This window comes from Coriobacteriia bacterium, assembly GCA_034370385.1.
Taxonomy (GTDB): Bacteria; Actinomycetota; Coriobacteriia; order Anaerosomatales; family PHET01; genus JAXMKZ01.
The window spans coordinates 26,466-39,255 of the sequence record JAXMKZ010000030.1; the positions used below are offsets into that span (position 1 = coordinate 26,466).

Sequence of the window (12,790 nt, forward strand, 5' to 3'; positions counted from 1 at the left end):
GCTCAGGAGGTGGTCGACATGACCCAGGAATCACGCAAGCTCGGCGACAGGGGAGAGGACGCAGCCGCGGCCTACCTGGAGCGCAGCGGACTCACGATAGTGGAGCGGAACTGGCGTTGCCCCGCCGGAGAGGTGGACATCGTCGCGCTGGATGGTGAGACCCTCGTTCTGTGCGAGGTGAAGACCAGGAAGACTCCCGCAAAGGGCACGCCGGACGAAGCGGTCACACCGGCTAAGCAGCGGCGCTACGCCAGACTGGCTGCTGCTTACCTTCTTCACGCGGGATCGATCGAGACCTCGGTCCGGTTCGATGTCGTATCCATTCTGGTGGTTGCACCCGACCGCGCCTTGCTCAGGCATCACCGAGGCGCATTCACGGCAGATCCAGACTCAGCCGCATGAGCGGACACTGCCGCACAGCGACGGGCACCATCCGGGGGGTGGTCGCTACTCTGGTCGAAGTCGAAGTCGAAGTAGGGCCCGGTCTACCTACATTCGCCATAGTCGGTCTGCCGGACATGGCCGTTCAGGAGGCACGCGAGCGAGTTCGGTCCGCCCTGCGCTCATCCGGATACGACGTGCCCAACGCGCGCATCGTGGTCAACTTGGCGCCGGGCCCTCTCCGCAAGCACGGTACGGGCTTCGACCTTCCGATCGCCATGGGTGTCCTAGGGGCCACAGGCCAGATCGCCATGGAGCGTCTCCGTGACGCCTACAGCGTGGGAGAACTGTCGTTGGACGGTTCGGTTCGCTGCGTCTCGGGGATGCTCGCTCACGCGGTCGCGGCTCGCGAGGCCGGTCTTCCTTTGGTTGCCCCGACATCACTCGAGCCGGTTCAGACACTGACCGGCCTCACCGCATACGCACTCGACCATCTCAGTGATCTGCGCAGACCCGCACAGATCGCACGAGGCTCGAACCCTTCGCAGCCCTCCCGCGCTGCGAAGGGTCTACCGGACTTCGCCGAAGTATCGGGACAGGCGTTGGCGGTGCGAGCTTTGCTCACTGCCGCGGCCGGAGGACACAACGTCCTTCTCATCGGTCCTCCCGGGACCGGAAAGACGATGCTTGCGCGACGCCTTCCGACGATTCTGCCTCCCCTTGACGGAGAAGAGCGACTTCAGACCGCGCTCGTCCACTCGGTTGCGGGGCTCCCAACCGCCGGAATCCATGCAGGCGCCCGCCCCTTTCGCTCACCTCATCACACAGCGTCCACAGCCGGGCTTGTCGGCGGCGGCAGTCCCCCGGGACCCGGGGAGGCGTCGCTCGCACACAACGGTGTGCTCTTCCTCGACGAGATGCCGGAGTTCGGACCGTCCTGCTTGCAGTCACTCAGGCAGCCGATGGAAGACGGACAGGTGACCTTGGTCCGCGCGGACGGCAGACTCACCTTTCCCACACGGTTCTCCCTCGTTGGTGCAGCCAATCCGTGCCCCTGCGGATTCCTTGGTGATTCTGATCGACCCTGTCAGTGCACTCCCACAGCGGTAGCGCGCTATCAATCTCGAATCGGGGGTCCTCTCATGGACCGCATCGACATCGTCTGTTCGGTGTGGCGACCGGATCCGGGCCGAGTGCTTGATGGCGGCAGCGGCCAGACCAGCGCGCACCTGGCAGGAAGGGTGCTCGAAGCGCGCAGTCGGGCGTCCGCACGGGGAGAGACTGATGCGACCCGTTTGCGTGGGCGCGCGTTGTTCGACGCGTGCCGTCTAGCTGCCCGTACTGCGGAGTCGCTCGAGGATCTCGCACGGACCCACCATCTGTCCGGTCGGGGAATCACCCGCCTTCTGCGCGTATCCAGGACGCTCGCCGACCTCGATGATCTCGATGCCGTCGCCATGGACCACATTGCGGAGGCATTGTCGTACCGATGGACCGAGGGGACATGATGGGGTCCGAAGAGCGGTTCGAGCTCTCAGTCAACGACCGACAGTATCCCCAACTCCTGAGAGAGATCGACCGTCCTCCCGAGGTTCTCTATGGCATCGGGGACCCGTCGGCCCTCAGTGCGGGCCTCGCGGTGGTCGGGGCACGACATGCAACACCCTATGGGCTGAAGGTCGCCAGTCAGATGACCGGCTGGGCTGCCCGAGCGGGCTACACGATAATCTCCGGTGGTGCGGTCGGCTGTGACCAAGCAGCACATCGCGCCGCACTCGAGGCGGACGGAGTGACGGTGGCCGTCTTCGCAGGTGGTGCCGATGTGACGTACCCGCGGGCAGCAGCACAGCTGTTTCGGTCCATCTCGCGGGAGGGAGCCATCGTCAGCGAGATGGCCTGGGGCACCGAGCCGCAGCCTTGGCTCTTCCGCCGACGTAATCGCCTGATCGCGGGACTGAGCGCGGCGGTTCTCGTCGTCGAAGCAGGTCTGCCCAGCGGCACGCTCTCCACGGTGGAGTACGCGCTCGCGGCCGGTCGTGAGGTACTGTCGATTCCCGGTTCGATCTTCTCGCCCAACTCGCGTGGATGCAATCGGCTTCTTCGGGAGGGGGCGACGATGATCACCGAACCCTCGGACCTGAGGGATGCGCTCATGTCTCACCTGGGACCACCGGCCTCGGACGGGCCTTCGATGAGCCCGGATGTGAGGCACCTGCAGGACCGACTGGTTGCCGCCCTCTGCGCCGAGCCGATGCGTCCGGACGACGCCGCCCTGTTCCTCGGTCACGACATCGTGACCGTCCTTCGTCGAGTGGGCGTCCTGGAAGCACAGGGAGCCATTCGTAGGTACCCCGATGGAAAGTATGGGCCGTGATCGCCCTGCTGCAGGGATACAATGCGGTGCACTCGACGATTCGAAAGGACCGCCCCAGCCGTGAAGCCCGCACACCCTGTGACTGTGATCGGCGGCGGTCTCGCCGGATCAGAAGCAGCACTTCAACTGGCGCGACGTGGCGTGCCTGTCACGCTCATCGAGATGCGACCCGTCCGTAGCGGACCTGCGCACCATTCGGACCTGTTCGGCGAGCTCGTGTGCTCGAACTCCCTCAAGAGCGACGATCCTACTTCTGCCGCCGGAGCCCTCAAGCGTGAACTCACGATGATGGGCTCACAGGTGCTTGAAGTCGCCCGACAGTGCGCCGTGCCCGCCGGTGGAGCACTGGCTGTGGACCGCGACATGTTCGCGGTGGCCCTGACCGCCCGAATCACCGCCGAGCCACTCATACGGATCGAACGCCGTGAGGCGTCTTCCCTGCCCGAGGGAAGGGTCATCATCGCCACCGGACCACTTACGAGCGACGCTTTGGAGCCGACTCTCATCGATCTGGTGGGCGAGGGTCGGCTCGCGTTCTACGATGCTGCGGCGCCTATCGTCGATGCCAGCTCCATCGACCGGTCGGTGGTCTTCGCCGATTCGCGCTATGGCAAGGGAGGGGGCGCCGACTATCTCAACGCCCCCATGAACCGCGACGAGTACGAGCGGTTCGTTCACGAGCTCGTTGACGCACGTAGGGCCATCGACAAGGAGTTCGACCGTCGTGAACTGTTCGCCGCGTGTCAGCCCATTGAGGAAGTGGCCCGCACGGGCCACGACGCGATTCGTTTCGGTGCCCTCAAGCCGGTGGGTCTGACGGACCCTCGCACGGGAAACCGTCCGTGGGCAATCGTCCAGCTCAGGGCCGAGAATCGCGATCTCACCGCCTACAATCTGGTCGGGTTCCAGACCAACCTGAGGTGGGGAGAGCAGGAGAGGGTGTTTCGCCTGATCCCCGGGCTTGAGGGAGCCGAGTTTCTTCGCTTCGGCGTGATGCACCGCAACACGTTCGTCAATGCGCCCTCGCTGCTGGATGCCACCCTTGCCGTGCGCGCGAAACCTCGCGTCAGGCTCGCCGGGCAGTTGACGGGAACCGAGGGCTACCTGGAGGCCGCGGCCACCGGGCTGCTTGCCGCGCTGAACACCTGGGCCCAGATCGCCGGCCGCCCTGCCGTGACCATGCCTCGCGAGGGGGTTCTCGGTGCGCTGGTGTCGTACGCTACAGACCCAGCGACCACGGGATACCAACCGATGCACGTCAACTACGGTTTGGTTCCGCCCTTGCCTGACCGTGTGCGTGGCAAGCGCGAGCGCTACGCTGCCTACGCTGAGCGCGCTCTGGACGCCACATCCGCACTGATCAGATCTCGATCGGATGTGTTCGACGCGCACGATGAGGGACTGCACTCGTGACCACATCGGAGATTCAGGTCCACATCGATCGGTTCCTCTCTCGACTGTCGACCGAGCGCGGGCTCTCGCCGCACACCGTCAGGGCGTATGCAGCCGATCTGTCGCGCTTCTCAGAGTGGGGCGATCGCACGGGCATCGACGTGCTCACCGCAACCCACAGGCAGCTTCGGCTTTACCTGGCGGAACTGGATGCTGCGCGCTATGCCCGGTCAACGATCGCGCGGAGGCTGGCAGCGGTTCGCGCGTTCTACGCGTTTCTTGTCGATACCGAGGTCGTCCCCTCGGATCCTTCTGCGGTGCTGGCGACCCCGAAGGTCGGGAGAAGGCTGCCTCGCGTTGTGCCATCCGACGAGCTCCAGCGTCTACTTGAGGCGCCCGACCCCTCCACTCCGTGCGGCATGCGTGACCGCGCCCTGCTCGAGCTGCTCTACGCCTGCGGCCTACGGGTCAGTGAAGTGTCCGCTCTGAGGTTGAACGACATCGACATCGGGCAATCCCAGGTGACCGTCATGGGAAAGGGATCCAAGCAGCGTATCGTTCCCGTGCACCGCATAGGCATCGGCCGACTGAGCTCCTACCTGCAGCACGGCAGAGCCGCACTTTGCGCCAAGGATGTCCCCACAGACGCTGTGTTTCTGTCGAGCAGGGGACGGCCGCTTTCGTCGGATGCGGTGCGCCGTGTGTTTCACCGCCACCTGGTGGCTGCAGGGGCGACTTCGGGTCTGTCACCCCATGCCATGCGTCACACGTTCGCTACGCACCTGCTCGAAGGGGGCGCCGATCTGAGGTCCATTCAGGAGCTTCTCGGTCATGTTGCCCTGTCGACCACCCAGATTTATACTCACGTCAGCATGAAGCGGTTACAGGACGTTCATGCGTCGTCACATCCACGCGCCTGACGTACCTCCATGTTTCACCGATAGGGGCAATCGAATGAAGCCGGAGCCGCGGTCGGACGTCGTTGTCCTCTGGGCGCGCTACAAGAATGAAGACGACACCCCAGCGCGTGACGCGCTCATCCTCAATTACTCGCCGCTCGTGAAGTACGTCGCGGGGCGACTGGCCGCGAGTCTGCCGCAGACGGTAGAGACCGCTGACCTCATCAGCTACGGCATCTTCGGGCTCATCGACGCGATCGAGAAGTACGATCCCTCCCGCGAGATCAAGTTCGAGACATACGCTATCGCACGCATCAAGGGCGCTATCATCGACGAGCTTCGAGCGATGGATTGGGTGCCGCGCTCGGTACGTTCCCGGGCCCGGGAGATCGAACAGGCCTACATCAGTCTCGAGAACAACCTCAAACGGGTTCCTTCGGATGCCGAAGTCGCCTCGGAGATGAGCGTCACGGTGAAGGAGTACCAAGGAATCCTCACCAAGCTGAGCTACACCTCCGTGGTGAGTTTCGAGGAGCTGTGGGTCGGAGGCGACCGAGAAGACGGCCAAAGCGCCATCGGAGCGATTCGTGACGACTCCGCCCCCGATCCGGTGGCCATGTTTGAGAGCAGTGAGATCAAAGAGATCCTCGCGGACGCCATTCAGCGGCTCCCTGAGCGAGAGAAGACCGTGATAGCCCTGTACTACTACGAGGGTCTGACCCTCAAGGAGATCGGCGAGGTGCTCGGCGTCACCGAGTCACGCGTCAGCCAGCTGCACACCAAGGCCGTGCTTCGTTTGCGCGCACGGCTTCACGCGGCGCAGAACCTTCCGTAGAATCAAGTAGAATCCGAATGAGTCGTGCTTGGTCACGTTGCGCGGCACACCGATGAAGTGAGGTGCTCCACGTGTCGATGACGGTGCTTGTGGTTGAAGACACCGAGCTGCTGAGGCGAATGTACTCAGACAGCCTCATGCAGTCGGGGTACCGGGTCATCTCGGCTGCAGACGGGCTCGAAGCTCTGTCGATGCTTCGTACCGACACACCTGACCTCATCCTCATGGACCTCATCATGCCCAAGATGGGCGGCCTTGAAGTGATGGAGCTTCTCAGCAAGGATCCGCGACTGTCCTCGATTCCCGTCATCATCCTGTCCAATCTCGGACAAGACTCCGATATCCAGAAGGGAGTCTCGATGGGCGCCGTCGATTACCTCATCAAGAACGACGTTCGTCCGATCGATATCGCCGAGAGAGTCCATTCGGTCCTCATGGTGCGGGGCGGGCAGGACGCGGACCTCACTCGGTATCGCATCTCGGTGCGCGACTATGAGGGCGACGCGGACAAACTGGTCGCGGACTCTGGGCTGACGCGTCGCTTCTGGTGCCCGGCTTGCGAGGTCGAACTGGCCCTCGAGATGCTCCCGGCGTCTGACCGCACGGGATGGTACGAAGCGCACTTCGTCTGCCCGATGTGCAGCAGGGAGTACTAGAATCGGGCTTTCAGTCCGTGAACAATCTGCTATAGTTCCAAGGCTCGTAAATTCGCACGCCCGAGGACTTCGGCGCGAGGTGCCGCGTTTCGATGCGGTCGCAGCCGGGGGATGAGTCGGGCGGAAGATCAACCAGGAAGGTAGGAGAAGTATGCCCGTCGTTACCATCAAGAGCCTCCTTGAGGCCGGTGTCCACTTCGGACACCAGACTCGCCGCTGGAACCCGAAGATGAAGCCCTACATCTTCACCGAGCGTTCCGGCATCTATATCTTCGATCTTCAAAGAACCCTGCGTGAGCTGGAGCGCTCCTATCAGTTCTCCCGCGGCGTCGGACAGCGCGGTCAGCAGATTCTGTTCGTGGGCACGAAGAAGCAGGCTCAGGAGCCCATGGTGTCCGAGGCGACTCGCGCCGGTATGCCGTACGTGACCAACCGCTGGCTTGGAGGCATGCTCACCAACTTCGTCACGATGCGCGGTCGCGTGCAGCGCATGGAGGAGCTTGAGGCGATGGTCGCCGACGGCCGAATGGCGACCTTGCCCAAAAAGGAGCAGATCGTGCGCGGCAAAGAGCTGGCGAAGCTCAAGGCCAACCTGGACGGCGTTCGCGACATGCGCGACCTTCCCGGCGCCATCTTCGTCGTGGACACGAAGCGCGAAGACATCGCGATCAAAGAAGCCCGCCGACTGCGTATCCCGATCATCGGGCTCGTCGACACCAACGCGGATCCGGATGAAGTCGATTATGTGATTCCCGGCAACGACGACGCGATTCGCTCAGTCGGCCTGATGTGTCGCGTGATCGCCGACGCGATCATCGACGGCCGCGGCGGCGTCCCTGACAGCCAGGACGTCATTCCCGCCGACGTGGCCGCACCTGTCGTGGTCGACGATCGCGTGGAATCCCCGGTGATCGAAGCTGCTCCTGCTGCTGAGGCGCCCGTCGTACCGGACGCGCCCGCCGAGGCACCTGCTGTCAGTGAGACGCCGGTCGAGGCACCTGCGCAGCCTGAGGCGACCGCCGGCGAATAGGATCCACCGCCCTGACATGATCGAGCAAGACCGAACGCTTGAACGAATCCGATACACGAAGGAGCCTCTGAAGATGGCTGAAGTCACCGCTGGAATGGTAAAGGAGCTGCGCGAGTGCACGGGCGCAGGCATGATGGAGTGCAAGAAGGCGCTGGTTGAGTCTGAGGGAGATCTCGACAAGGCCGTCGACGTTTTGCGTACTCGGGGGCTGGCCGCCCTGGCCAAGAAGGCTGGTCGTGCCACGAACGAGGGCGCCATCGCCGCCTCCATCAATGAGAAGGGGACCGTCGGCGCGCTGCTCGAACTCAACTGCGAGACAGATTTCGTGGCGCGCAACGCCGAGTTCCTCGGTTTCGTGCAGACTCTCGCTGATACGGTCGCGGCGTCAGCTCCGGATGACGTGGCCGCTCTTATGGCTGCGCCCTATTCAGATCGCGGTCTATCGGTAGAAGAGGTGCTCGGCGAAGCGGTCGGCAAGCTCGGTGAGAACATGGGAGTGGCCCGCTTCGTACGTCTCGAAGTCGAGGGCACCGGTGCCGTGTCCACCTACATCCATGGCGGAGGCAAGATCGGCGTCATGGTGCAGTTCGCCTTCTCGGATGCCGCGACCGGCGTGAACGAGGCGTTTCGCACGGCCTCACGAGACATCGCGATGCAGGTAGCCGCCGCCATGCCGCTCTTCTCCAGCCGCGAGGCCGTCGACGGCGACGTCATCGAGCACGAGCTCTCCATCTACAAGGCCCAGGCCGCGGAGTCGGGCAAGCCGGAGAACATACAGGAGAAGATGGCGCAGGGTCGCCTCGAGAAGTACTTCAAGGAGGTCGTGCTTCCGGAGCAGGTCTTCGTGAAGGATCAGGATCTCACCGTCGCGCAGTACCTGTCCAAGGTCTCCAAGGAAGTGGGGGACGATATCTCCATCCTCGAGTTCTCTCGTTGGACCCTAGGGGAGACAGCCCCCGCCGAGTAGCCTTAGCCTGGCGAGTCAGGTGTTCATCTCAGACGGGTCGGCGCGCCACGCGTCGGCCCGTCTGCGGTATCCTTGGTCGCGTTGTTACCGGAAGCGTCACGTTGGAAAGAGGGGCGATGGTGGGCGATACTCCGCGGTTCAAGCGCGTGCTGCTGAAGCTTTCCGGTGAGGCACTCATCGGCGACGTCGGGTACGGTATCGACCCGACGATTCTCGAATCGCTTTCTCGGCAGATCCGTGATGTCTGTAGTCTGGGCGTTGAGTTCGCTATCGTGGTGGGCGGCGGCAACATCTTCCGTGGGCTGGCCGCATCTTCATCGGGTATGGATCGTGCGCAAGCCGACTACATGGGGATGCTAGCCACGGTGATGAACGCCCTTGCGCTACAGGACTCTCTTGAGCGGCATGGAGTCTACACCCGAGTCATGAGCGCCATTGAGATGCAGGCCGTTGCCGAACCCTATATCCGACGGCGGGCCGTTCGCCACATGGAGAAGGGACGCGTCGTCATCTTCGCCGCAGGTACGGGTAACCCGTACTTCACAACTGACACGACCGCGGCGCTCAGGGCGCTTGAGATCAACGCGGACTGTGTGATGAAGGCGACCAAAGTCGAAGGCGTCTACGACTCGGACCCCAAGAAGAACCCGGATGCGGTCATGTTCGAGGAGCTGACCTACATCGAGGTGCTCAACTTAGGGCTTCAGGTCATGGACAGTACTGCGATCACGTTGTGTATGGACAACGATCTCCCCATCATCGTGTTCAACATGGAGGTGGAAGGCAATATCGCTCGCGCTCTGAGCGGCGAGCCTGTCGGAACCATCGTGAAGGGTGGTAAGAGATGACGAACGAAATCATCAAAGACGCGTCCGCGCACATGGACAAGACCTACAAGGCGCTCCTGCACGAATTCGCAACCGTTCGAACCGGTCGGGCATCGGCGGCGGTGTTCGACAAGATCACCGTAGACGCCTACGGAAGTCCCATGCCGCTCAACCAGGTCGCGGGGATCAAGTCCCCCGAACCCCAGCTGATCGTCATCGAGCCTTGGGACAAGTCCGTGCTTCATGCGATCGAGAAAGCCATCATAGCCTCCGATCTCGGGTTGAACCCCAGCAACGATGGCATCGTGATACGCGTGCCGTTCCCCGCGCTCAACGAGGAGCGCCGGCGTGAGCTCGTGAAGCTTTGTAAGGGCTACGCCGAGGAGGCACGCGTCGGCGTGCGCAACATCCGGCGCGATGCCAACCACAAGCTCGTCAAACTTGAGAAGGACGGCGAAGCGTCTGAAGATGACGTCAGACGCGCCGAGACCGAGGTGCAGAAGGCCACCGACGCGCACGTCAAGGAGATCGACGAAGCCATGAAGCGCAAAGAGGCCGAGATCATGGAGGTCTAGCGCCCTGTGACTCGATCCGCCTTGCCCAGCACGGACTTCTTCCCTAGCGCGCGCGCAGCCGCGCTCCTCGAGCGACTCGATGTCGACTCGGTGCCGTCGCACATCGCGATCATCATGGACGGCAACGGAAGGTGGGCCACAAAGCGAGGACTGCCGCGGCTGGCCGGCCATAGAGCCGGTGCCAAAGCGGTTCGCGAGTGCATCCTCGCGGCCATCGAACTCGGCGTTGACTATCTGACTATCTACTCCTTCTCGTCTGAGAACTGGAACCGACCCCGAGACGAGGTCTCTGGGCTCATGACCCTCTTCGTTGAGGTGCTCGAGCGCGAGCTCAGCAACTTGGAGAAGCTCGCCGTTCGTGTCCGTACCATCGGGTCCATGGACGGCGTACCCACCGAGACAGCGCAGGTGTTCGGCCGCTGCGTCGAGCGTACGGCTGCCAACTCGGGGCTTACCCTTGTTGTGGCCCTCAACTACGGCGCACGTGGCGACATCGCTTCGGCGGTCCGTACCATCACCAAGCAGGTCGCTTCTGGCCTTGTTGAACCCGATGCCATCGATGACTCCCTGATCGCCGCGTCCCTGTCGACCGCCGGGATTCCCGACCCGGACTTGTTGATTCGTACCAGTGGCGAGATGCGTATCTCGAACTTCCTGCTCTGGGAGATCGCCTACAGCGAGTTCTGGGTCACGACGACCCTGTGGCCTGACTTCGACCGGGATGATCTTCTCGATGCCGTAGTCGACTTTCAGTCCCGAGACCGGCGCTTCGGAGGAAGCTCATGAGGTCGAACGTGCTTGGATCGGTGGTCGAGGAGCCGGCAGGTATCAAGAAGGCGTCTCTGGGACCCCGGGTCATGACGGCGACCCTGTACTCGGTTTCGGTGGTTGTCGCCCTTGCAGCCGGCACGTATGTCACCGCCGTGCTGTTCGGCGTCATGGCGGGACTCGCCGCCGCTGAGTTCTACGCTATGCAGCGTCGTGAAGACCGTCTCCCGAACGAGTTGTTCGGCGCCTTCGCCGCCGCGATCATGCCCCTCGCTGCTGCGCTGTGGGGGCTTTCGGGCACCATGTCGGTGATGACTGCCCTCATCGCCGCGTCGTTGTTGTGGCACACCCTGATCATCAGAGTCCGGACGGCTGACACCGCCGAGGCCATCTTCGGTGCGGCGTACACGGGCTTCCTTCTGAGCTACCTCGTGCTCATTCGGGATCTGAACTCGGGGTTGGTCTTGTCGCTCGCCCTCGTGCTCAGCGTGTGGCTCAGTGATGTCGGTGCGTTCTTCATCGGATCGCTCATCGGTCGTCACAAGATGGCCCCCGTGATATCTCCGAAGAAGTCATGGGAGGGCTTCGTCGCCGGACTCGTCGCATGCGTGGCTATTTGGGCGCTCGTGCCGCTCGTATGGACGCTGATTCCTGACGTACCCGGACAAGCCCCGCCTCTGTGGCTTGCAATCGTGACGGGCGTTGGAGTGGGCGTCGCATCCGTGATCGGCGATCTTGCCGAGTCACGCATTAAGCGTGAGGCCGGGGTCAAGGACTCGGGAACGTCCCTGCCTGGCCACGGGGGCTTTCTTGATCGCCTCGACTCACTGATTCTGGCCTGCCTTGTCGCGTATTGGATTCTCGTGTGGGGAGGGGTGTCATGAGCGAACCGCTCCGCGTTGCGGTCCTCGGATCCACAGGTTCCATCGGGCGCCAAGCGATCGAGGTCGCGGCCGCTCACCCGCAACAGATCAAGATCGTCTCTCTGGCCGCCGCTTCAAGCGCCGACATGATCATCGAGCAAGCTCGCGAGCTGGGAGTCCGGACCATTGCCCTTGCGAATGAGGACGCCGCAGATCGCGTTCGTGATGCACTGCCCGGCCACGAAGTGGCGTCAGGCGCTGCGGCCGTCGCCGAACTGGCCGCACGCGATGATGTCGATGTCGTCTTGAACGCGCTGGTCGGATCGTCCGGGCTGCGTGTCACCATCGAGGCGCTCAAGGCAGGGCACACGCTCGCCCTTGCCAACAAGGAGTCTCTTGTCGTCGGCGGACCCCTGGTCACTGCCTTGGCCGAGCCGGACCAGTTGGTGCCGGTCGACAGCGAGCACTCGGCGATACATCAGTGCCTTGTCGGCGAAGACGAACGCGATGTCTCCCGGATCTGGTTGACGGCCAGCGGCGGGCCGTTCAGGGGCCTCAGTCGTTCTGATCTCGTCGGGGTTACCCCGTCTCAGGCACTGGCGCATCCGACGTGGAACATGGGCCAGAAGATCTCGATCGACTCCGCCACGCTTATGAACAAGGGGCTTGAGGTGATAGAAGCGCACCATCTGTTCGGGACCCCCTACCCGGACATTCGGGTCGTCCTCCATCCGCAGAGCTGCGTACACTCCATGGTCGAGTTCACTGACGGTAGCGTGAAGGCCCATCTTGGTGCGACGGACATGCGGATCCCTATACAGTACGCGCTGTCCATGCCGCGACGCTGGGCCGGCCCCATCGAGCCCGTGGACTTTGCGTTGCTCGGCCGCCTCGACTTCGCCGATCCCGACCTCGACACGTTCCGCTGCCTGGTGCTCGCTTTCGAGGCGGGCCGAATCGGTGGCACCATGCCCGCCGCCATGAACGCCGCCAACGAGATCGCGGTCGCATCGTTCCTTGAGGGACGCTGTGCGTTCCTCGACATAGAGCGAACGGTCGATGCGGTCATGACCGATCACCACGTCGAGGCTCTGTCATCGGTCGAGCAGATCGAGATGGTTGACGCTTGGGCCCGTTCGGCAGCCACCAGCAGTATCGCTGCACTCTGAGTTCCTTGGCCGCGGTGGCGCGGCCTTTGCACCACACGCCTCCAATCAGTCCGC

Annotated in this window: 14 protein-coding genes; all 14 read left to right on the plus strand. The window is 63.2% G+C overall.

Going from position 1 to position 12,790, the window contains the following annotated elements; genetic code table 11:
• The first annotated feature begins 18 nt into the window (after positions 1–18).
• The 14 genes from U1E26_06900 to dxr all read left to right on the plus strand — a co-directional run bounded on the left by U1E26_06900 (position 19) and on the right by dxr (position 12,736).
• Entirely contained in the window at positions 19–402 is a 384-nt protein-coding gene (locus tag U1E26_06900; protein MDZ4169367.1) for a YraN family protein, read from the plus strand.
• Positions 399–1,889: a YifB family Mg chelatase-like AAA ATPase gene (locus tag U1E26_06905; GenBank protein ID MDZ4169368.1), complete on the plus strand. Its 1,491-nt coding sequence runs from the start codon at positions 399–401 to the stop codon at positions 1,887–1,889. Before U1E26_06900 ends, U1E26_06905 begins: the two co-directional genes overlap by 4 nt.
• Positions 1,889–2,755: a DNA-processing protein DprA gene (gene dprA, locus U1E26_06910; GenBank protein ID MDZ4169369.1), complete on the plus strand. Its 867-nt coding sequence runs from the start codon at positions 1,889–1,891 to the stop codon at positions 2,753–2,755. Before U1E26_06905 ends, dprA begins: the two co-directional genes overlap by 1 nt.
• A 60-nt stretch (positions 2,756–2,815) precedes the next feature.
• Positions 2,816–4,168 carry a methylenetetrahydrofolate--tRNA-(uracil(54)-C(5))-methyltransferase (FADH(2)-oxidizing) TrmFO gene (gene trmFO, locus U1E26_06915; GenBank protein ID MDZ4169370.1) on the plus strand — a complete coding sequence of 451 codons (1,353 nt, stop codon included), beginning with the start codon at positions 2,816–2,818 and terminating at the stop codon, positions 4,166–4,168.
• Entirely contained in the window at positions 4,165–5,067 is a 903-nt protein-coding gene (locus U1E26_06920) for a tyrosine recombinase XerC (GenBank protein ID MDZ4169371.1), read from the plus strand. Before trmFO ends, U1E26_06920 begins: the two co-directional genes overlap by 4 nt.
• A 34-nt stretch (positions 5,068–5,101) precedes the next feature.
• Positions 5,102–5,881: an RNA polymerase sigma factor WhiG gene (gene whiG / locus U1E26_06925; GenBank protein MDZ4169372.1), complete on the plus strand. Its 780-nt coding sequence runs from the start codon at positions 5,102–5,104 to the stop codon at positions 5,879–5,881.
• Between the two features lie 77 nt (positions 5,882–5,958).
• A complete protein-coding gene (locus tag U1E26_06930; GenBank protein ID MDZ4169373.1) occupies positions 5,959–6,537 on the plus strand; it encodes a response regulator in 579 nt (192 codons plus the stop codon).
• Between the two features lie 151 nt (positions 6,538–6,688).
• On the plus strand, positions 6,689–7,567 hold the full coding sequence (gene rpsB, locus U1E26_06935; GenBank protein ID MDZ4169374.1) for a 30S ribosomal protein S2: 879 nt from the start codon (positions 6,689–6,691) through the stop codon (positions 7,565–7,567).
• 73 nt (positions 7,568–7,640) lie between these two features.
• Complete coding sequence (tsf, locus tag U1E26_06940) at positions 7,641–8,534, plus strand: translation elongation factor Ts (protein MDZ4169375.1); 894 nt, start codon at positions 7,641–7,643, stop codon at positions 8,532–8,534.
• Between the two features lie 116 nt (positions 8,535–8,650).
• Positions 8,651–9,382 carry a UMP kinase gene (pyrH, locus tag U1E26_06945; GenBank protein MDZ4169376.1) on the plus strand — a complete coding sequence of 244 codons (732 nt, stop codon included), beginning with the start codon at positions 8,651–8,653 and terminating at the stop codon, positions 9,380–9,382.
• A complete protein-coding gene (frr, locus tag U1E26_06950) occupies positions 9,379–9,936 on the plus strand; it encodes a ribosome recycling factor (protein ID MDZ4169377.1) in 558 nt (185 codons plus the stop codon). Before pyrH ends, frr begins: the two co-directional genes overlap by 4 nt.
• 6 nt (positions 9,937–9,942) lie before the next feature.
• Positions 9,943–10,722 carry an isoprenyl transferase gene (locus U1E26_06955; GenBank protein ID MDZ4169378.1) on the plus strand — a complete coding sequence of 260 codons (780 nt, stop codon included), beginning with the start codon at positions 9,943–9,945 and terminating at the stop codon, positions 10,720–10,722.
• Positions 10,719–11,588, plus strand: coding sequence for a phosphatidate cytidylyltransferase (locus tag U1E26_06960; protein ID MDZ4169379.1), 870 nt, complete (start codon positions 10,719–10,721; stop codon positions 11,586–11,588). Before U1E26_06955 ends, U1E26_06960 begins: the two co-directional genes overlap by 4 nt.
• The gene (dxr, locus tag U1E26_06965) at positions 11,585–12,736 is read left to right on the plus strand and encodes a 1-deoxy-D-xylulose-5-phosphate reductoisomerase (GenBank protein MDZ4169380.1); all 1,152 of its coding nucleotides are present in this window, start codon (positions 11,585–11,587) and stop codon (positions 12,734–12,736) included. Before U1E26_06960 ends, dxr begins: the two co-directional genes overlap by 4 nt.
• The last annotated feature ends 54 nt before the right edge of the window (positions 12,737–12,790 follow it).

Coding starts and splice junctions, on each gene's coding strand:
- U1E26_06900 (MDZ4169367.1), top strand. CDS start 19: ATGACCCAGGAATCACGCAAGCTCGGCGACAGGGGAGAGGACGCAGCC.
- U1E26_06905 (MDZ4169368.1), top strand. CDS start 399: ATGAGCGGACACTGCCGCACAGCGACGGGCACCATCCGGGGGGTGGTC.
- dprA (MDZ4169369.1), top strand. CDS start 1,889: ATGGGGTCCGAAGAGCGGTTCGAGCTCTCAGTCAACGACCGACAGTAT.
- whiG (MDZ4169372.1), top strand. CDS start 5,102: ATGAAGCCGGAGCCGCGGTCGGACGTCGTTGTCCTCTGGGCGCGCTAC.
- U1E26_06930 (MDZ4169373.1), top strand. CDS start 5,959: ATGACGGTGCTTGTGGTTGAAGACACCGAGCTGCTGAGGCGAATGTAC.
- rpsB (MDZ4169374.1), top strand. CDS start 6,689: ATGCCCGTCGTTACCATCAAGAGCCTCCTTGAGGCCGGTGTCCACTTC.
- tsf (MDZ4169375.1), top strand. CDS start 7,641: ATGGCTGAAGTCACCGCTGGAATGGTAAAGGAGCTGCGCGAGTGCACG.
- pyrH (MDZ4169376.1), top strand. CDS start 8,651: ATGGTGGGCGATACTCCGCGGTTCAAGCGCGTGCTGCTGAAGCTTTCC.
- frr (MDZ4169377.1), top strand. CDS start 9,379: ATGACGAACGAAATCATCAAAGACGCGTCCGCGCACATGGACAAGACC.
- U1E26_06960 (MDZ4169379.1), top strand. CDS start 10,719: ATGAGGTCGAACGTGCTTGGATCGGTGGTCGAGGAGCCGGCAGGTATC.
- dxr (MDZ4169380.1), top strand. CDS start 11,585: ATGAGCGAACCGCTCCGCGTTGCGGTCCTCGGATCCACAGGTTCCATC.